The sequence below is a fragment of the Primorskyibacter flagellatus genome, assembly GCF_014638275.1.
Lineage (GTDB): Bacteria > Pseudomonadota > Alphaproteobacteria > Rhodobacterales > Rhodobacteraceae > Pseudooceanicola > Pseudooceanicola flagellatus_A.
The window spans coordinates 150,903-164,821 of sequence record NZ_BMFJ01000003.1 but is presented as its reverse complement, the minus strand read 5'-3'; the positions used below and the strand labels follow the sequence as shown (position 1 = coordinate 164,821).

The following is a 13,919-nucleotide window of genomic DNA, read 5'->3' as shown; positions in this document are numbered from 1 at the left end:
TGTTGGACGAAGAAACCGCCATCATCGAGGAGGAACTGGTCTACGGCGCACTGAGACGGGAACGGCTCTGGCAGCGCCTGGGGCTCATCGGCCTCGGCTTTGGCATCCTGGGCTGCCTCAGCGCGGCCGCCGTGGCCATCCTCGATGTCGATCCGCCCCCAGTTGTTGTGCCTTACGATCCCGCCACCGGCTTCGCCCTCCCCGAAGCCACCGTCGGGGCCACCACCGTCACCGAGAACCGCGCCATTATCGAGGCGGAGGTCTTCCGCTACGTGACGGACCGCGAGGTCTACAACCAGCTCGACAATGACGTGCGCATCCGCAGCGTGTTGCGCCGTTCGGACCGTGCAGCAGGGGCCTCACTGCGCCAGATCTGGAACTCGGCCAATGCAGAGTATCCGCCGTCAGTCTACGGGCCAAATGCACGGCTCGATGTCGAGATTCTCAGCATCAACCTGATCGGCAACAACCGGGCCACGGTGCGGCTTCGCAAGCGCCTGACCTCGATCCAGGGGGTCCAAGCGGGCCTCTTCACCGCGACGCTCCTCTTCGAGTTCCGCCCCGAAGAGAGCCGCTCCATCGACCAGGTCTGGACCAACCCGTTTGGCTTCACGGTCGTCGAATACGCGATCCGCTCGGACAGATTGGAGAACCAGTAAGTGCGCTTCCGGAACAAGAAATCAGGGAACGCCTTGCCAGCGTCCCAAAAGCGCGAGAGGCGCCAGGCTTTTTGCAATGCGAAACACGCCGGACACGCCAAGGCGTTCCTCGCGACCTTTTTGATGGTCTCACTGTTTGCGTCCTACGCGTCAGCCGAGGCGATCCCGCGCGGGGGACCCAACGACCACCGCGTCCGGGTCGCATCCTACCAGGAAGGCCAGGTCTACAGGCTGAACGTTTCCCTGACCCATGTCACGACCATCGAGTTCGGGACAGGCGAGAGCATCCGCTCAATCATCGCCGGCGACACGGAAGGCTTCGAGATCGACGGTGTGCCCGGCGGGCGGGCCTTTGCTATTAAACCCGTTGCCCGCGGCGTCCATACCAACGTGACCGTCTACACCAACAGACGGAGCTATTATTTTAATGTGAACGAGGTCTCGAGCCCGACCTTCTATGTCGTGCAGTTTCGCTACCCCGAGGACAATCGCCGCCCTTCCAACGCCATCGCGCGCGCCGCACCGAACACCAATTACGCGGCCAGCGCACGGACGGAGTTCACGCCGACCCGGGTCTGGGACGACGGCACCTTCACCTATTTCGCCTTCCCGCGGAACGCACCCGTCCCGGCGATCTTCCGGTACACGAACGGGCGCGAGCGCACGGTGAACACAGGCCCGGTCGAAGACGGTGTGATCCGTGTCTCGGGCGTGGGGCGCCAATGGGTGCTGCGTCTGGGCGAGGACGTGGTCTGTATCGAGGCGACGCCGCCCGCGGAGGCCGCCTCATGAGTGACAACAACCCGGATCTCGAACAGCGCCTCGCTGCGCTTGAACGGGGCAACCCGCGCCTCGGACCCGCTCCGAAACGCCGCTCGCCGCTCCTCGCCCTCCTCCTCGCAGGGCTCATCCTTGCGGGCGGCTTGGTCCTCTTGCTATTCTCGGGCCCTGGGGAAGAGGTCGCCCTGCCGACGGCCACCCCGGACGAGTTCCAAACCGAGGGTGACGGGTTCGGAGAGATCGAACTCTTCGTGCCACCGCCCGCCCCGGAACCCGAGATCGTTCTCGTCGAACCAGAACCCAACGCCGAACTTCTGGCGCAGATCGCCGCGCTCCAGGCCCAGATCGAAGAACTGCGCGATGCGCCGGACTCCGACGCCGGGGCGGACAGCGCGGCCGCCGAGGCGATCGATGCGCTGACCGCACGGATCGCCGACCTACAGGACGCCTCCGAGAATGCTCAGGAACAATTCCAGGCCGAACTCGCCGCACGAGATCGAGAGCTGCAACAGCTGCGTATGGACCTGGACCTCGCGCGGTTGGAGGCCAACAAGCCGACGCCCGCCCCGCTCGGACCCACCGACGAAGAGTTGCGCGCCCGCGAAGAAGAGCGGCTGCGGCGCGAGGAAGAGGCGCGACGGCTGGCCGAACTGCAACGCCGGGCCGAGGAGGAGCGTGCCTTCCAGGAACGGCGGATTTCCTCCCCCGTCATCGCCTTCGGCGGAACGGGCGGCGCCAATGCGGGCGAGACAGAACTTACCGAGCGCACCTTCGGCGAGGTGACAGACTTCGTGCTGAACGGCGCGTTGCCGAGCGCCATCACACAAGCCGAAGTCATCGCAAATCCCTCGAACACCGTCATCCAGGGCACGATGATCCAGGCCGTGATGGAGACCGCACTCGACAGCTCGCTCCCTGGGCAGACCCGTGCCATCATCTCAGAAGACGTCTTCAGCTATGACGGCTCACGGCTCCTGATCCCGCGCGGCTCGCGCCTCATCGGACGCTTTCGTTCCGGCATCGAGATCGCGCAGCGCCGGGTCACCATCGCCTGGGACCGGATCATCCTGCCCAACAACCAGACCGTTCAGATCAGTTCCTTCGGCGGCGACGAACTCGGGCGCTCGGGCGTCACCGGTTTCGTGGACACGCGCTTCGACGAGCGTTTCGGCTCTGCCGCACTGATTTCGATTATCTCCGCCGCCCCGAGTGTGGCCGCCGCCCAGGTCGAGGATGAGACCACCGCGGACGTACTTGAAGATGTGGGCGACGACCTGGCCAACGCCACCGACAGTGTGATCGGTGAATATCTCTCCATCGGTCCCGTCATCTACGTCGACCAGGGCGCACGCGTCACCGTCATGGTCGACCGGGATCTGGAGATTTTCTGAGATGACGCTCTCCTACCTCCAGACCTCGCTCGATAAGCTGAAGGACGCCGCCCGCGATGACGTGATCGAGATATGCATCAACCCGGATGGCTCTTGCTGGGGTGAGTTCCAGGGGGATCACTTCATGCGGGCACTGGATCAGCGTCTGACGGTCACGGAGGTGCGCGATCTCGGCAACCAGATCGCCTCCTCAGCCAACACGACTATGAGCAAGGACAAGCCCATCGTCTCGGTCTCGATCACCTATCGGGGCCGCCCCATCCGTGCCCAAGTCGTAACCCCGCCCGCGGTGCTCTCGGGCATGTCGATCTCGCTCCGGTTCTTCTCGAGCCTACCGCTGGACCATATCGAGCTTCGTTTCCTCTATGGCGAAGAGCGCAAGCTCGAGGAACTGCGCCAGGAGAAAAACCGCGCGCTGCGCGAGGTCGTTGCCGCCGGTGACATCTACGCGGCCATCCGCTTCTGCGTCGAGAACAAGCTCAACATGATCGTCTCCGGCGGCACCTCGACCGGTAAGACAGTCGCGGCTCGAAAAATCCTCTCCTACGTTCCCGATGAGGAACGGATCGTCACCATCGAGGAAGCCGCAGAGCTTCTCCCCGCTCAGCCGAACGCGGTGACCCTGATCGCCAACCGCGATGCGGAGTTCCAATCCGCCGACGTGCTTCTAACCGCGACGCTGCGCATGAGGCCCGACCGGATCATCCTCGGAGAGGTGCGCGGCAAGGAGGCCATGACCTTCCTCGAGGCGATCAATACCGGCCATGGCGGTTCGATGACAACCCTCCATGCCGAAACCCCGCAGCTCGCCGTCCAGCGTCTCGCCATCGCCGCGCTCAAGACCGAGATCCCGATGACCTACCAGGACATGGTCCAATACATCGAAAGCTCGATCGACGTGATCATCCAGGCGGGCCGCGAGGACGGCCAACGCGGCATCACCGAATTCTATCTCCCCGGAACCGATCTCAGCGGAGGCATGACCCATGAAGCGGTTTGAATACCAGATCATCACCTATCCGATGGACAAGAAAACCAGCCTGATCGCGATGCAGGACGATCTGAACGCACGTGGGAAAGAAGGCTGGGAAGTCGTATCGGTCAGCTCGTCAGAGTTCGCGCATCTTGGCCACACCGCGTTTCTGAAGCGCGAGATTGCCGAAGGAGCTGGCGCGAAATGAGAAACGCCTTGCTTTGCATCTCGATCACCGTTGTGGGGTTTCCGGCTGCCGCCGAACGCGACTTCGTCCCCTCTCTCGACAGCACGTCGGATGTCTGCATCGATCGGCCCGCTGAGCCTGAGTGGATGCAGAACATCACCGTGCGAGAGGCTTACAGACGTGTCCTGGTGCAAGACATTTACCGTGCTCAGAACCTTGAACGTATCGTCGAAACCGGATCCTGCACCTGCGACACACGCTTCCCGTCCTGGGAAGCGGCGGAAACGGAGTTTCGGGAGCGTTTCAACACAGCCGAACGATGGGAAATGCTGGAGGCCTCGGACACTTACAACCGGCGCGCCAACGCGTTGAGACCTGACGCGATGGCAATCTGCGAAGCCGAGGGCAACTGGTAGCAGATTATGAGCGTCGTCACCTACTTCGTCGAGACCTCCCAGGGCTACCTGGATTCTGCCGCAGAGACGCAGTTCGGCGCGGTGGCGGCGACAGTCGGCACGATGCTGGTTCTCGGAACGACGCTTGTGGTCATTCTGGTCTGCGTCAACATGATCTACCAGTACCGCTCCATGGATGGACGCACTGCGTTCTGGCTCGCGGTGAAAGTCGGCCTCATAGGGGTCTTCGCGACAAATTGGGTGCAATTTAACGCCTTCTCCTCCGCTGTCCTAAACGGCATCGACAGCATCGCCGGATCGCTTGTCGCCTCGGTCGGCGGCGGCACGCCCGGACCGTCGGGGACCTTCGCCGAGGAATTCGACCGGCTGATCGCCGAACTGGGTGAATACCTGAATGCGGCCGGTTCTGAACTGAACTGGATGGCCGGGGCGTTGCTTGACGTTCTTGGCGTACTCCTGCTCTCGATCCTGGGCGGGCTCGCCGCATTCATTCTCGTGGCATCCCGGCTGATGATCGCACTCCTGATAGGCATCGCGCCGGTGATGATCTTCCTCACCCTCTTCGAGGTGACCAAGGACTATTTCGCGCGCTGGCTCTCGGCGCTGATCTCCTTCGCGCTCTATCCGATCGTCGTTGCAGGCGTTTTCGCGACAATCACCGGCGTCAGTTCGGCATTGATCGGCGAGCTCGGCGACCCTGAGGGCGCGTCCAACATCGGGGCCCTCATCCCATTTTTCATGATGGTGCTCATGGCCAAGGGGTTCATCATCGCGACGCCGTTCATTGTCCGCGCGATCTCGGGGAACATCATGATGCCAGCACTATCAGCAGGCCTTGGCGGTACATACGGGTTCGGTCGGGCGCTTGGCGGCAGTCAGCAGGCTTATAATCGGTATCTCATTGGAGGAGCGACTGGCGCTGAATATGCTGCGCTGCGTGCGCGGCAGTTCTTCGGGGTGCAGACAATGCCGCAGAGGCCGGGTGTTAGCCAAACCGTTCCGACGAACCCTGACACTGGTTCGGGCAGTTCAGGCGCGCGAATGCTGGCACAGTTGGCCCGCCTAAGCAGGCTGGGCCGAAGGTAGCATTGACCGTCAAAGGCTTCACCAGCGGGAACATGTTCTTTGCGAGCCTATACCTTTGCCTTCAGCAGAGCTCGCGGCAAACTGCCTGAACGGATTTACCTTGGCACCATCATGCCATGTCCGGGTGAAGTGGAACGGCATCGGCGCCGGTGTTGCTGTCTGGGACGTCTATCCTGTATCCCCTTCTTACATCAAAGCATTCGACGGCAAGCTTCCTTTGGGAAATTGCCGGTAGCGGGCAGTAAATTGCCGCGATGTTCTCGTTGAATTTTTAACTTGTCACTTGACAATTTAAGAGAGTGGAGTATCTAAGGTGCCAAGGAAGAAGCACACATCAAAGGAAATCGAGGCCGTCATCCAGGAGCTCGAAGAGCTGGGATGGGACCTTATTGAGGGCAAGGGGCACGCGTGGAGGATCCTCCGATGCCCGGCCAACGATAAGGATTGCCGCTGTGGCGAGTTTTGTCAGATGTCTGTCTGGTCGACCCCGAAGAATCCACAGCAGTTCGCGAAAAGGATCCGACAGAAGGCTCTGGCCTGCGTGAAGCTTCAGAAGAACGACGAAGGTAATGCCGATGGCTGAAGAATTCGAATTCGAACTGGTCTTTGCGCTCCCCGACGGAGAGCACGATGCGTTTGCGCTCTCTGACGCGGTCTTCGAGGCGGGTTTTGAAGATGCGCTCGTGGGCACCGGTCACACCGGTCTCCTGGGTGTAGAACTGGAACTTGAAGGGGATGAGGCCGAGAGCGCGATCCTTGAAGCGGCGCGGGCGCTGATCAAGGCGTTGCCGCAGGGCACTGTCCTGCGCGAGGTCCGTCCCGACCTGGTGTCTCTCGCGGATGTCGCCGAGAAGCTCGAGGTGAAGCGACAGGCGCTCCAGCAGCGCAAGATGCCCCTCCCCGTTGCCGGTGGCCTCTACCGCATCGATGAAATGATCGAGGTTCTGATGGAGGCCTCAAAGCCGGCGAAGGGGCAGCGTCGTCCGCGCTTTAACCTGGCTTCCGCCGCGAAGTGGTTTCGTGCGGGCCCCGCGGCCCGCAGGGTGAACGCCCAGTTGACGATGCGTGAGATCGACCCTGCGACGATTGAGCGAGCCCCTCGACCAGAGCGCGACGATCCTGGTTTTCTTCACCCGTGACAATGGTCGATTCCGGGGCGCGGGCACAAGGCGCCATCGCGGCATGCTTTCGTGTCGCCCGCATGGCGGCTTAGCCAAGCCCGAATTTCTCGCCCGCCTCGCTGACTTTTGCTTCCGAACCGGACATCTCCGCCTCCAACCGCTCGAGATCACTTACGGCGTCCTGTACCCGGACGACATCGTCTTCTGTCGCAGCCTCCACCTCCAGATCTGCCTGCCTCCCGAACTCCATCTCCAACTGCCGCTGATCGTCCGCAAGGACTGCGGCACGACCGCGCCGAGGCGCTTGAGCCGGACCGGGCTCAATGGGTGCATTCCCTCCGGTTTCCGTAAGCCCCATCCTGGCCTCGAAATCGCGTTCCGAGAGACCTGACCCACGCGGAGCCGAAGGCATCGCCCGGACACTCAGGGGCAATTCTCCCATCGGAGGGACCGGCCCCTTCGGAAACGGCAGATCCCCCTCCTGCGCCGCGTGGATGCCTTTGAAAAACGGATCCTCGTAGTAAACGACCCGCTTCGCCCGGACCGGCATCTGCGCGTCCACGACCACCACGATCTCATCAAGCGGCAGACGTCGCGCCTCATCTTCCGGCAGGAGCGCGACCTCCTCCGTCCGCTCGGACTGGCTGCGGCCCTCGAACGGGTTCTTGCCGACCGCGCGGGAACGTGTGACCACGGTTTTGGTGGTCTTGCCCACGGCCTTGCTCAGCTCCTCGACGGTCTTTTCGTCCGAGGGCGTGAGGTAGAGCTTGATGCCTGCATTGCCCTGCAGCGCCCGCCGCGTGTTCTCGCCGTAGATCTCGTCGATGGCCGGGATGGTCTGGGTGACCACCGCGAGATGCCCGCGATAGGCGCGCAGCACTTCGATGCTCTCGGCCACGATCGGCATCTTTCCGAGCCGGTTGAACTCGTCGAGCATGATCATGACCGGCCAGGGCTCGTCGGCGCCCGGTTCCTTGTCCTGCAGGGCGGAGAGAAGATCAGAGAAGAACAGTCGGATCAACGGCGCCAGCGGTTTCACCATGAGGGGCTGCACGACGAGATAGACGCTGAAGGGTGTCTTGCGGATCGTCCGGAAGTCAAAATCCGATACCGCCGTCGCATCGTCGATCGCCGGGTTCTGCCACTGATCGAGGCCCGAGGTCATCAGGAGCGAGACATAGGAGGTCAGCGTGTCGTTGTTGGTCGAGGCCAGCCGCGTGAATATCAGCCGCGCCGCGGCGTTCTGGACCTCATGGGCGCGCGCGAGATACTCCTTCTGCTTCTGCCCGCCCGAGGCGGCGATGCGGTAGATCTCCCCGAGCGTCGGCCTGCGGCGTTGGAACGCGAGTAGCCCGGCCGCGACGAAGAGATCGATCCCGCCCTTCAGGAGGCCCTGCACGCGGTCGTTGTCGTTCTGAAGGAAGAGCGTGGCCAGGAGCTGCAGCTCCATCTGCTGGCGGGCCGGGTCTTTGAACTCGTAGATGCGCAGGAGCGGATTGTAGCGATGGGTGCGCCGGTCCTCCCAATCCGTGGGCGCGAACCGGAACACCTCGTCGCCCTGTGCCGCCCGGTGGCGGGCCGAGGCCTCGAAGCATTCGCCCTTCACGTCCAGCACGACCGCCGATCCCTGCCAGGTCAGCAGGTTCGGGATGACGAAGCCGGTGGTCTTGCCGCGCCCGGTCGGTGCCACGATGAGCGCGTGTGGGAAGGTCCGGGAGCAGAGAAAGGGCGCGCGGGAACCGGGCTTGCCCAACTTGCCGATCACGAAACCTGTGCCGGGCGCGCCGAAGAAGCCGTTCCGCTTCATCTCGCGGCGGGTCTGCCAATGGGTGTAGCCGAAGCGGGTGAGGGCCGAGCCCGACATCGCCAGGCTCATCATGAGGCCCGCCAGCCCGGCCCCGCCCATGATCAGGTTGATCAGGCGAAAATCATCGGGGCGGGCGGCACCGATCGCCCGGTAGTTCTGCGCGATGTAGAAGAAATCGATCTCGGCCTGGAAACCCAGGTCCCGGAACGTCACGACAGCCGAGGCGATGACGTAGCCGATCGCGATGGCGACGAGTGTGACCAGCACCACGCCGAGGGCGAGGCGGCCTTTCCCCATCCCTCCCATCAGTGGGTCTCCCCGCGCTCGGTCTCACCATCGACAAGATCGGCGCGGTGGATTTCGAACTCGCGGTCGGCGATCTCCTCGACCACGGCGCGGGTCGCCTCGCTGTTGGCGGTGGCCGGATCCGTCTGCAGGTAGGTCTTGGCGGCGTAGAGCCGGTCGAGACGGTCTTCGATCTGGGTCTTCAGCACGTCGACATCACCGTCCCGCAGCCGGTCGATCTGCGCCGCGTCCAGCTCGCGCTCGACCGCGGCGCGATAGGCCAGTCGCTGACCGTCATCCTGGAACGGCCCATGCAGATTGCCGGCCCGTTCATGGTCGACGACCCGCCGGATGTCCGGATCGGCAATCGGCGCGCCCTCGACAGCGTCCCCCTCGCGCACGTCCGAAAGCCGCCCGTCGCGCAGGTCGAGCGCCACCTCCTGCAATTCGTTTTCGCGGCGAACCTGGGCGATGGCCTCGGTGTCACGCAGTTCGGTGACGGCCGCATAGGTCGCGCCAAGCCCGCGGGCAAGATGCGACGGCATGTCGGGATAGCGCGCGCGGAACGCGTCCGTGACGGCCTCCGCAACGGGGGTCCGCGCGTCGCGACCCTCCATGATCCGGTCGACTTCGCGGGTGATCTCGCGGGCCCGATCCTCGTCGGTGATGTGCTCCCGGTAGGGTACGGACCGGTCGATCACGTCACCGGGGCGCGCGAGGAGTTCCGGATGCGCATCGAGGTAGCTGCGTTGCTCTTCTTCGATACGCCGCTCCGCGCGGGAGACGATCTCCGACTCCCGCGCCTCGATCTGGTCTTCGGTCAGACCTTCCGAACGCATGTCCTGGCGGATGGCGCGCTCCATGTCCTCAGTGGCGTCCCGATGATAATGGACCCTCTCCGTCACGGTGCGATCTTCCACGACACCGTCCTCACGCAAGACCCCTGCCCGCTCCAGCGCGACGCCGAGCTGGACATGGGCCCGGTTGAGGGTCTCGCGCGCCGTCTCCAGATCCGCGCGGCGCTCGAGGTTGAGACCGTCCCTCTCGGCCACCCGCGCCAGATCGTCAGCGATCCATTGCCGCTCGAGCGCCGCGTTCTGCGCGCCCGTCTCCATCCGCGCGACCACCACGGACGAACTGATCCCGGTTCCGCGCAGCGCGGTGTCGACATGCGCCCGCACCTCGGGGTCGCGCAACCGGTCGAGCCGGGCCGCATCGATATTGGTCTCGGAATAGATCCCGCCGTCGGACGGCTTCTCGGTCAGTGTCACGGAGCGCAGACCCAAGGGCTGCATATGCGCGAGCCGCGACTGGATCTCGTTGAGGCTGCGCTCGAGCCTCGGCCGTTCGGCCTCCGGCTTCGCATCAATCATGCCCTGCACGCGCGCGACCTGATCGGCATAGCGGGTCCTCAGGTCGTCGAACGATTGCTCCTCAGCCATGTAGACCCCTCCTTCCGATGTGAGTTTGCCGCCCTTCGCCAGCAGTTCTCCGGACCGGAACAGGGCATCGGCGATATCTTCGCGGTTGTCCGCGGAGGCCTCGGCTGCGAGCGAGTGATAGATGATCCGTGTATTGGCGATCTCTTCGAGAGCGCGATCCAAGTCTGCCCCGACCCGTGGCCGTGGTTCCGCGGCCCGCCCCTCAACCTTGGCCGCATAGACCTCGCGGGTGCGCGGCGGGTAGTGCACGACACCTCGGTCGAGCCGCCGCGTGGCCTCCAGACGCACGCCGAATTTCTCGGCCTCCTCGACCATGGCGAGGCGGAAGTCGTCATAGTTGAACCTGTGATCGCGACCCAGGAAGAAGAACTCGCCCTCCTGGGACCGGCGGTTCAATACTATATGCGCGTGGGGATGATCGCGATCCTCATGCACTGCGATGATGTAGTCGAAATGCCCCTCGTCGGACTGAAAGAACCGCTCCGCGACATTGGCGGTGATGTCGCGCACGTCCTCGCCCCGGGTGCCGATCGGGTAGGACATGAGCATATGCGTCGTCTGCCCGAGCTTGGGCTTGAACCCCGCGCTCCAGCGCTTGGCGAACCGCTCCGTCAGGTCCTTGATCTCGGATGCCTCGAGCTTCGTCTTCCCGTCCAGGAAGCCGCTGCTGTCCACGAGATGCGAGGACTTCGTCGTCAGGTAATCGAGCTGGTTCATCAGCTGCGATTTGGTATGCGTGCCCCCGCCCCGGATCGCCTTGAAGACCGCTGCACGGTGACCGGCGGCGGCCCGCACGAGCTGCCTCTGCCGGGACGCCTGCAGCCCCTGCATCGAGCCCCGAATGCGGCTCCAACCGTCCCGGAAGATTTCACCGGTGACGTCATGGACGGCATCATTCAGCCGCATGGGCAAACTCCCTCAGAGCGGCAGTGGCGGCGAGCTGCATGGCATCCCGACGACGGCGCAGCAGCAGATCGATCTCGTCAGCGGAATCAAGGATGAACCGCGCCAGACCACGCATCTGCGCGAGGCGCAATTCGGACAACTCTGCGTTCGGTGCGGAGCCTTCCCCCTGCCCCGCCCGGCTGGCTTTCATCATCTGCTTGGCGACCTGTACGACGCCGTTACCGACCTCGTGCAGGGAGGCCCGGTAACGTGCCATCTCAGCCGCCAGCTGCGCGTCCGGAACGAAGGTTCCCCCCGCCGCCTGGATCAGCCGCCGGACCCCCTCCGTGCGGGTCTCGATCCCCGCCGCGGCCAGGACCTCATCCAGCGCACTAAGCTCTTCGGGGGTCAGTTTCACGGTCACGGCGGCCGTGGCCACGGCCGCATCCTTCTGGCGATCTTCGTCCGCCTTCAACGTGTACTGGATGGCCCGCGGCGTGACCCCGAACCGCTCCGCGAGCTCAGACGTCCCCACACCTTCTCCGGCCTCACGGATAATCTCCGCCCGCTCCGTCTGTGTCAGTCTCCTGGTCCGGCTCATACGAAGAAAGCCCCCCTATTTCCTGCCACCTTCATTCAAGGTCGCCCTCATCATACGAAACTATATGTTGCGGTCAATACAATATTATTGTAGATTGCCCCCAGGCGACCTTGAATTCCGCTTCAAGCCGAGCACCGCAGGTGCGAGGCCCGGCCCGAAGGGCCCAGCAACACCGACCATCTCCAACCGCACCTCGGCCACCTGTTGTCATGCCCGCGCCCGAGGGTCTGGCCGAACACGGACCCGTGTTCGGACGGAAGCGAGGGGCGGCGCATCTCTTCACCGACGGGGCTGACGGACAGGGTCAAGGGCGGCCAGATTTGGCTTGGCCCAAATCTCTGCCGGAAAAACCGGCGGGCTTCAGCCCGACTGTTATTCCGGATGGCCCCCTTGAGGCTGGCCGGCAGACCTGTTCCAGGCGATCTCTGAAATCCCCCGTCAGGACCGTGCACGGTCCTGACACCTTATCGGGGACACCGGCCGAAAGCAGGGGTCCCCGGTCTTGGCGCAGCCTTCCCTGAGACAGGGAAAGGGCCGCCTCTAGGGCGGCCCATCCTCCTGGGAGGATTACTCCTGCGGTTCCTTGGAGCTCGGCGGGAACATCACCAGCTCCTGGACCGCGACGGGGAAGTCGAGCTTGAGGCTGAAGAACTCCGAGCCGTCCCCGTTGCGGGTGTTGCGGAACATCGCGCCGACGCGCTGGAAGCGGGTGCGCTCCTGACCTTCGTTGTCGGTGAACTTGACGGGAACGGTGGCGACGTAGTGGTTGGTCATTTGGGTCTCTCCTTTTTGCGATGGGGATCACCCGGCACGGGGGGCAAGGGAGGTCCGCAAACACAAATGCGGAGGGTCCGCGCGCCCCGCGCGTGGAAACCGTATTTGTGTTTGCCGGAGCGTGAGCGGAGGGCACGGACCGCCCGACCCCGTGCGATCCACATCTATGAGCAAAGAGGGGAGACCCGGATGTGCACCCCGCCCCTCAGCCGTTTTCGGTCCTGTCGAGTTATGTCAGACATGACCATGTCCGCGCCGCTCTCATCCAACGCGGCGGCGGGATGGTTCGCCCAAGCCCGATCGGCACGACCGCGATCGTCTGCCTCAAACTCGACTTCCCCGTCGCAGTCTCGCGATCCGGGGAGGTGATGCATCCGCGGGCCTGGCAGCAGCGTTGCCCGCCCGGACGGGTCGCCGCCATCGGGCGGCGCAGTCGATGCGCTGCGCCCGCCCCAGCGATCTGCACCCGCACGGCCGGATCGCGGGGTTTCAGGCGCGCATGAGGGCAACCCCGCCGGCAGGGGCCCGTCTTGACCGAACCAGTCACGGATCATCGTGTGATCAGACCGCAGTATTTTGTCCAGTTGGAAGGGCGAGCTGTCCAGCCGGGCCTCGGTTTGGCGGGGCTGACGAGATCATCTTATCGACTTGTTGCTCGACACTCATTTTGCGTCCAACTCGCCGAACTTTTCCAAATCGATGATCCGTTCGGGCGGAGTGGCGACCCGTTGCATCATGCAACAGTCAGTTCGCAGCTTGGCAATATCGAAGCTGGGGTTCGCTACCTTGAATGCCCAGCTGTTCAGGAAGACGCGTGCAATCCCAGGAATTTCGCCCATGCCGGTGATGTCAGAATAGCTGAAGTGCGGATGAGCACCTCGCACGAGTTCTTCGCCACCAATGCGGACATGTACGATGATGGGAACGGTTTCCGAGTGGAGCAGGTGAAGGCCCGATTGATCGCCGAACAACCGCTGCACGACATGCTGATCAAACTCAGAGCCGTGACTCAAATAGTGGTCGAAACCATTCGCGAGACCCGATCGAGATAGACTGAAATGAACTTGTCCTTCCCGTCGGCCTTGCTTGTTTTTCGGGCCGACATCTTCAAGTACCTCGGCAAGTTGGTGTTCTAGATGATGCCACTGAGGATGGGTCTTGAGAATTTCTGTGAGTCTTTGCCTGCGGTCTGCGGCCACCAATGGACGCAGACCAAGTTGCTGCACAGATAGGATTTCGTCCGGCAGCAAACGTGTACCATGGAAGACGCAGAATTCATGTGCTTGCAGCCAATCGTAAATCGCGTCTGACGCCGTTTCGATGTCCGTATGCCGAACCACGGAGTCGCCCGCATCCTCGATGAATTCAAAATTCGATGAAGCGAGGGTTTCGATCGCTTCCTTGCCTACCAGATCAACTGCCAGTTCGCGGAAAGACCCCTCCCAGGTCTCAAACTGATCGTAGTAAATAGTCATTTCTCTGGGGACCTGTGACAGTTGCCAACTGGCTTAC

14 protein-coding genes are annotated in these 13,919 nt (G+C 63.2%); 9 read left to right on the top strand and 5 right to left on the bottom strand.

Translation table 11 applies throughout. The features are described 5' to 3' along the window. Nucleotides 1–2: 2 nt before the first annotated feature. The 9 genes from IEV87_RS20295 (at nucleotide 3) to IEV87_RS20255 (ending at nucleotide 6,631) form a co-directional block, all read left to right on the top strand. On the top strand, nucleotides 3–659 hold the full coding sequence (locus tag IEV87_RS20295) for a virB8 family protein (protein ID WP_121066915.1): 657 nt from the start codon (nucleotides 3–5) through the stop codon (nucleotides 657–659). A 123-nt stretch (nucleotides 660–782) separates the two neighbouring features. After that, a complete protein-coding gene (locus IEV87_RS20290; protein WP_035366665.1) occupies nucleotides 783–1,451 on the top strand; it encodes a TrbG/VirB9 family P-type conjugative transfer protein in 669 nt (222 codons plus the stop codon). Next, nucleotides 1,448–2,830, top strand: a complete 1,383-nt coding sequence (locus tag IEV87_RS20285; RefSeq protein ID WP_028093946.1) for a TrbI/VirB10 family protein — start codon at nucleotides 1,448–1,450, stop codon at nucleotides 2,828–2,830. The genes IEV87_RS20290 and IEV87_RS20285 overlap by 4 nt, the downstream gene beginning before the upstream one ends. Before the next feature lies 1 nt (nucleotide 2,831). Further along, nucleotides 2,832–3,830: an ATPase, T2SS/T4P/T4SS family gene (locus tag IEV87_RS20280; RefSeq protein WP_028093947.1), complete on the top strand. Its 999-nt coding sequence runs from the start codon at nucleotides 2,832–2,834 to the stop codon at nucleotides 3,828–3,830. After that, nucleotides 3,817–4,011: a DUF4177 domain-containing protein gene (locus IEV87_RS20275; protein WP_028093948.1), complete on the top strand. Its 195-nt coding sequence runs from the start codon at nucleotides 3,817–3,819 to the stop codon at nucleotides 4,009–4,011. The genes IEV87_RS20280 and IEV87_RS20275 overlap by 14 nt, the downstream gene beginning before the upstream one ends. Then, on the top strand, nucleotides 4,008–4,406 hold the full coding sequence (locus tag IEV87_RS20270; protein ID WP_028093949.1) for a hypothetical protein: 399 nt from the start codon (nucleotides 4,008–4,010) through the stop codon (nucleotides 4,404–4,406). Before IEV87_RS20275 ends, IEV87_RS20270 begins: the two co-directional genes overlap by 4 nt. Nucleotides 4,407–4,412: 6 nt before the next feature. Then, on the top strand, nucleotides 4,413–5,492 hold the full coding sequence (locus IEV87_RS20265) for a type IV secretion system protein (protein ID WP_028093950.1): 1,080 nt from the start codon (nucleotides 4,413–4,415) through the stop codon (nucleotides 5,490–5,492). Between the two features lie 313 nt (nucleotides 5,493–5,805). Continuing rightward, the gene (locus IEV87_RS20260) at nucleotides 5,806–6,075 is read left to right on the top strand and encodes a hypothetical protein (protein WP_043753569.1); all 270 of its coding nucleotides are present in this window, start codon (nucleotides 5,806–5,808) and stop codon (nucleotides 6,073–6,075) included. After that, nucleotides 6,068–6,631, top strand: a complete 564-nt coding sequence (locus tag IEV87_RS20255; protein ID WP_052418489.1) for a hypothetical protein — start codon at nucleotides 6,068–6,070, stop codon at nucleotides 6,629–6,631. Before IEV87_RS20260 ends, IEV87_RS20255 begins: the two co-directional genes overlap by 8 nt. A 70-nt stretch (nucleotides 6,632–6,701) precedes the next feature. On the opposite strand, the gene IEV87_RS20250 is transcribed toward IEV87_RS20255, so the two are convergent. The 5 genes from IEV87_RS20250 to IEV87_RS20230 all read right to left on the bottom strand — a co-directional run bounded on the left by IEV87_RS20250 (nucleotide 6,702) and on the right by IEV87_RS20230 (nucleotide 13,882). Beyond that, complete coding sequence (locus tag IEV87_RS20250) at nucleotides 6,702–8,717, bottom strand: type IV secretory system conjugative DNA transfer family protein (RefSeq protein WP_043753566.1); 2,016 nt, start codon at nucleotides 8,715–8,717, stop codon at nucleotides 6,702–6,704. Between the two features lie 8 nt (nucleotides 8,718–8,725). After that, nucleotides 8,726–11,053, bottom strand: a complete 2,328-nt coding sequence (locus IEV87_RS20245; protein WP_043753564.1) for a relaxase/mobilization nuclease domain-containing protein — start codon at nucleotides 11,051–11,053, stop codon at nucleotides 8,726–8,728. After that, entirely contained in the window at nucleotides 11,040–11,633 is a 594-nt protein-coding gene (locus IEV87_RS20240) for a hypothetical protein (protein ID WP_043753561.1), read from the bottom strand. The genes IEV87_RS20245 and IEV87_RS20240 overlap by 14 nt, the downstream gene beginning before the upstream one ends. Nucleotides 11,634–12,200: 567 nt before the next feature. Beyond that, entirely contained in the window at nucleotides 12,201–12,407 is a 207-nt protein-coding gene (locus IEV87_RS20235) for a hypothetical protein (RefSeq protein WP_028093953.1), read from the bottom strand. Between the two features lie 662 nt (nucleotides 12,408–13,069). Further along, nucleotides 13,070–13,882, bottom strand: a complete 813-nt coding sequence (locus tag IEV87_RS20230) for a hypothetical protein (RefSeq protein ID WP_188479606.1) — start codon at nucleotides 13,880–13,882, stop codon at nucleotides 13,070–13,072. Nucleotides 13,883–13,919: the final 37 nt, after the last annotated feature.

What these genes read in the sequence shown, in the direction of transcription:
- IEV87_RS20290 (WP_035366665.1), top strand. Translation starts at nt 783, where the DNA reads ATGGTCTCACTGTTTGCGTCCTACGCGTCAGCCGAGGCGATCCCGCGC.
- IEV87_RS20285 (WP_028093946.1), top strand. Translation starts at nt 1,448, where the DNA reads ATGAGTGACAACAACCCGGATCTCGAACAGCGCCTCGCTGCGCTTGAA.
- IEV87_RS20280 (WP_028093947.1), top strand. Translation starts at nt 2,832, where the DNA reads ATGACGCTCTCCTACCTCCAGACCTCGCTCGATAAGCTGAAGGACGCC.
- IEV87_RS20275 (WP_028093948.1), top strand. Translation starts at nt 3,817, where the DNA reads ATGAAGCGGTTTGAATACCAGATCATCACCTATCCGATGGACAAGAAA.
- IEV87_RS20270 (WP_028093949.1), top strand. Translation starts at nt 4,008, where the DNA reads ATGAGAAACGCCTTGCTTTGCATCTCGATCACCGTTGTGGGGTTTCCG.
- IEV87_RS20265 (WP_028093950.1), top strand. Translation starts at nt 4,413, where the DNA reads ATGAGCGTCGTCACCTACTTCGTCGAGACCTCCCAGGGCTACCTGGAT.
- IEV87_RS20255 (WP_052418489.1), top strand. Translation starts at nt 6,068, where the DNA reads ATGGCTGAAGAATTCGAATTCGAACTGGTCTTTGCGCTCCCCGACGGA.
- IEV87_RS20250 (WP_043753566.1), bottom strand. Translation starts at nt 8,717, where the DNA reads ATGGGGAAAGGCCGCCTCGCCCTCGGCGTGGTGCTGGTCACACTCGTC.
- IEV87_RS20245 (WP_043753564.1), bottom strand. Translation starts at nt 11,053, where the DNA reads ATGCGGCTGAATGATGCCGTCCATGACGTCACCGGTGAAATCTTCCGG.
- IEV87_RS20240 (WP_043753561.1), bottom strand. Translation starts at nt 11,633, where the DNA reads ATGAGCCGGACCAGGAGACTGACACAGACGGAGCGGGCGGAGATTATC.
- IEV87_RS20235 (WP_028093953.1), bottom strand. Translation starts at nt 12,407, where the DNA reads ATGACCAACCACTACGTCGCCACCGTTCCCGTCAAGTTCACCGACAAC.
- IEV87_RS20230 (WP_188479606.1), bottom strand. Translation starts at nt 13,882, where the DNA reads ATGACTATTTACTACGATCAGTTTGAGACCTGGGAGGGGTCTTTCCGC.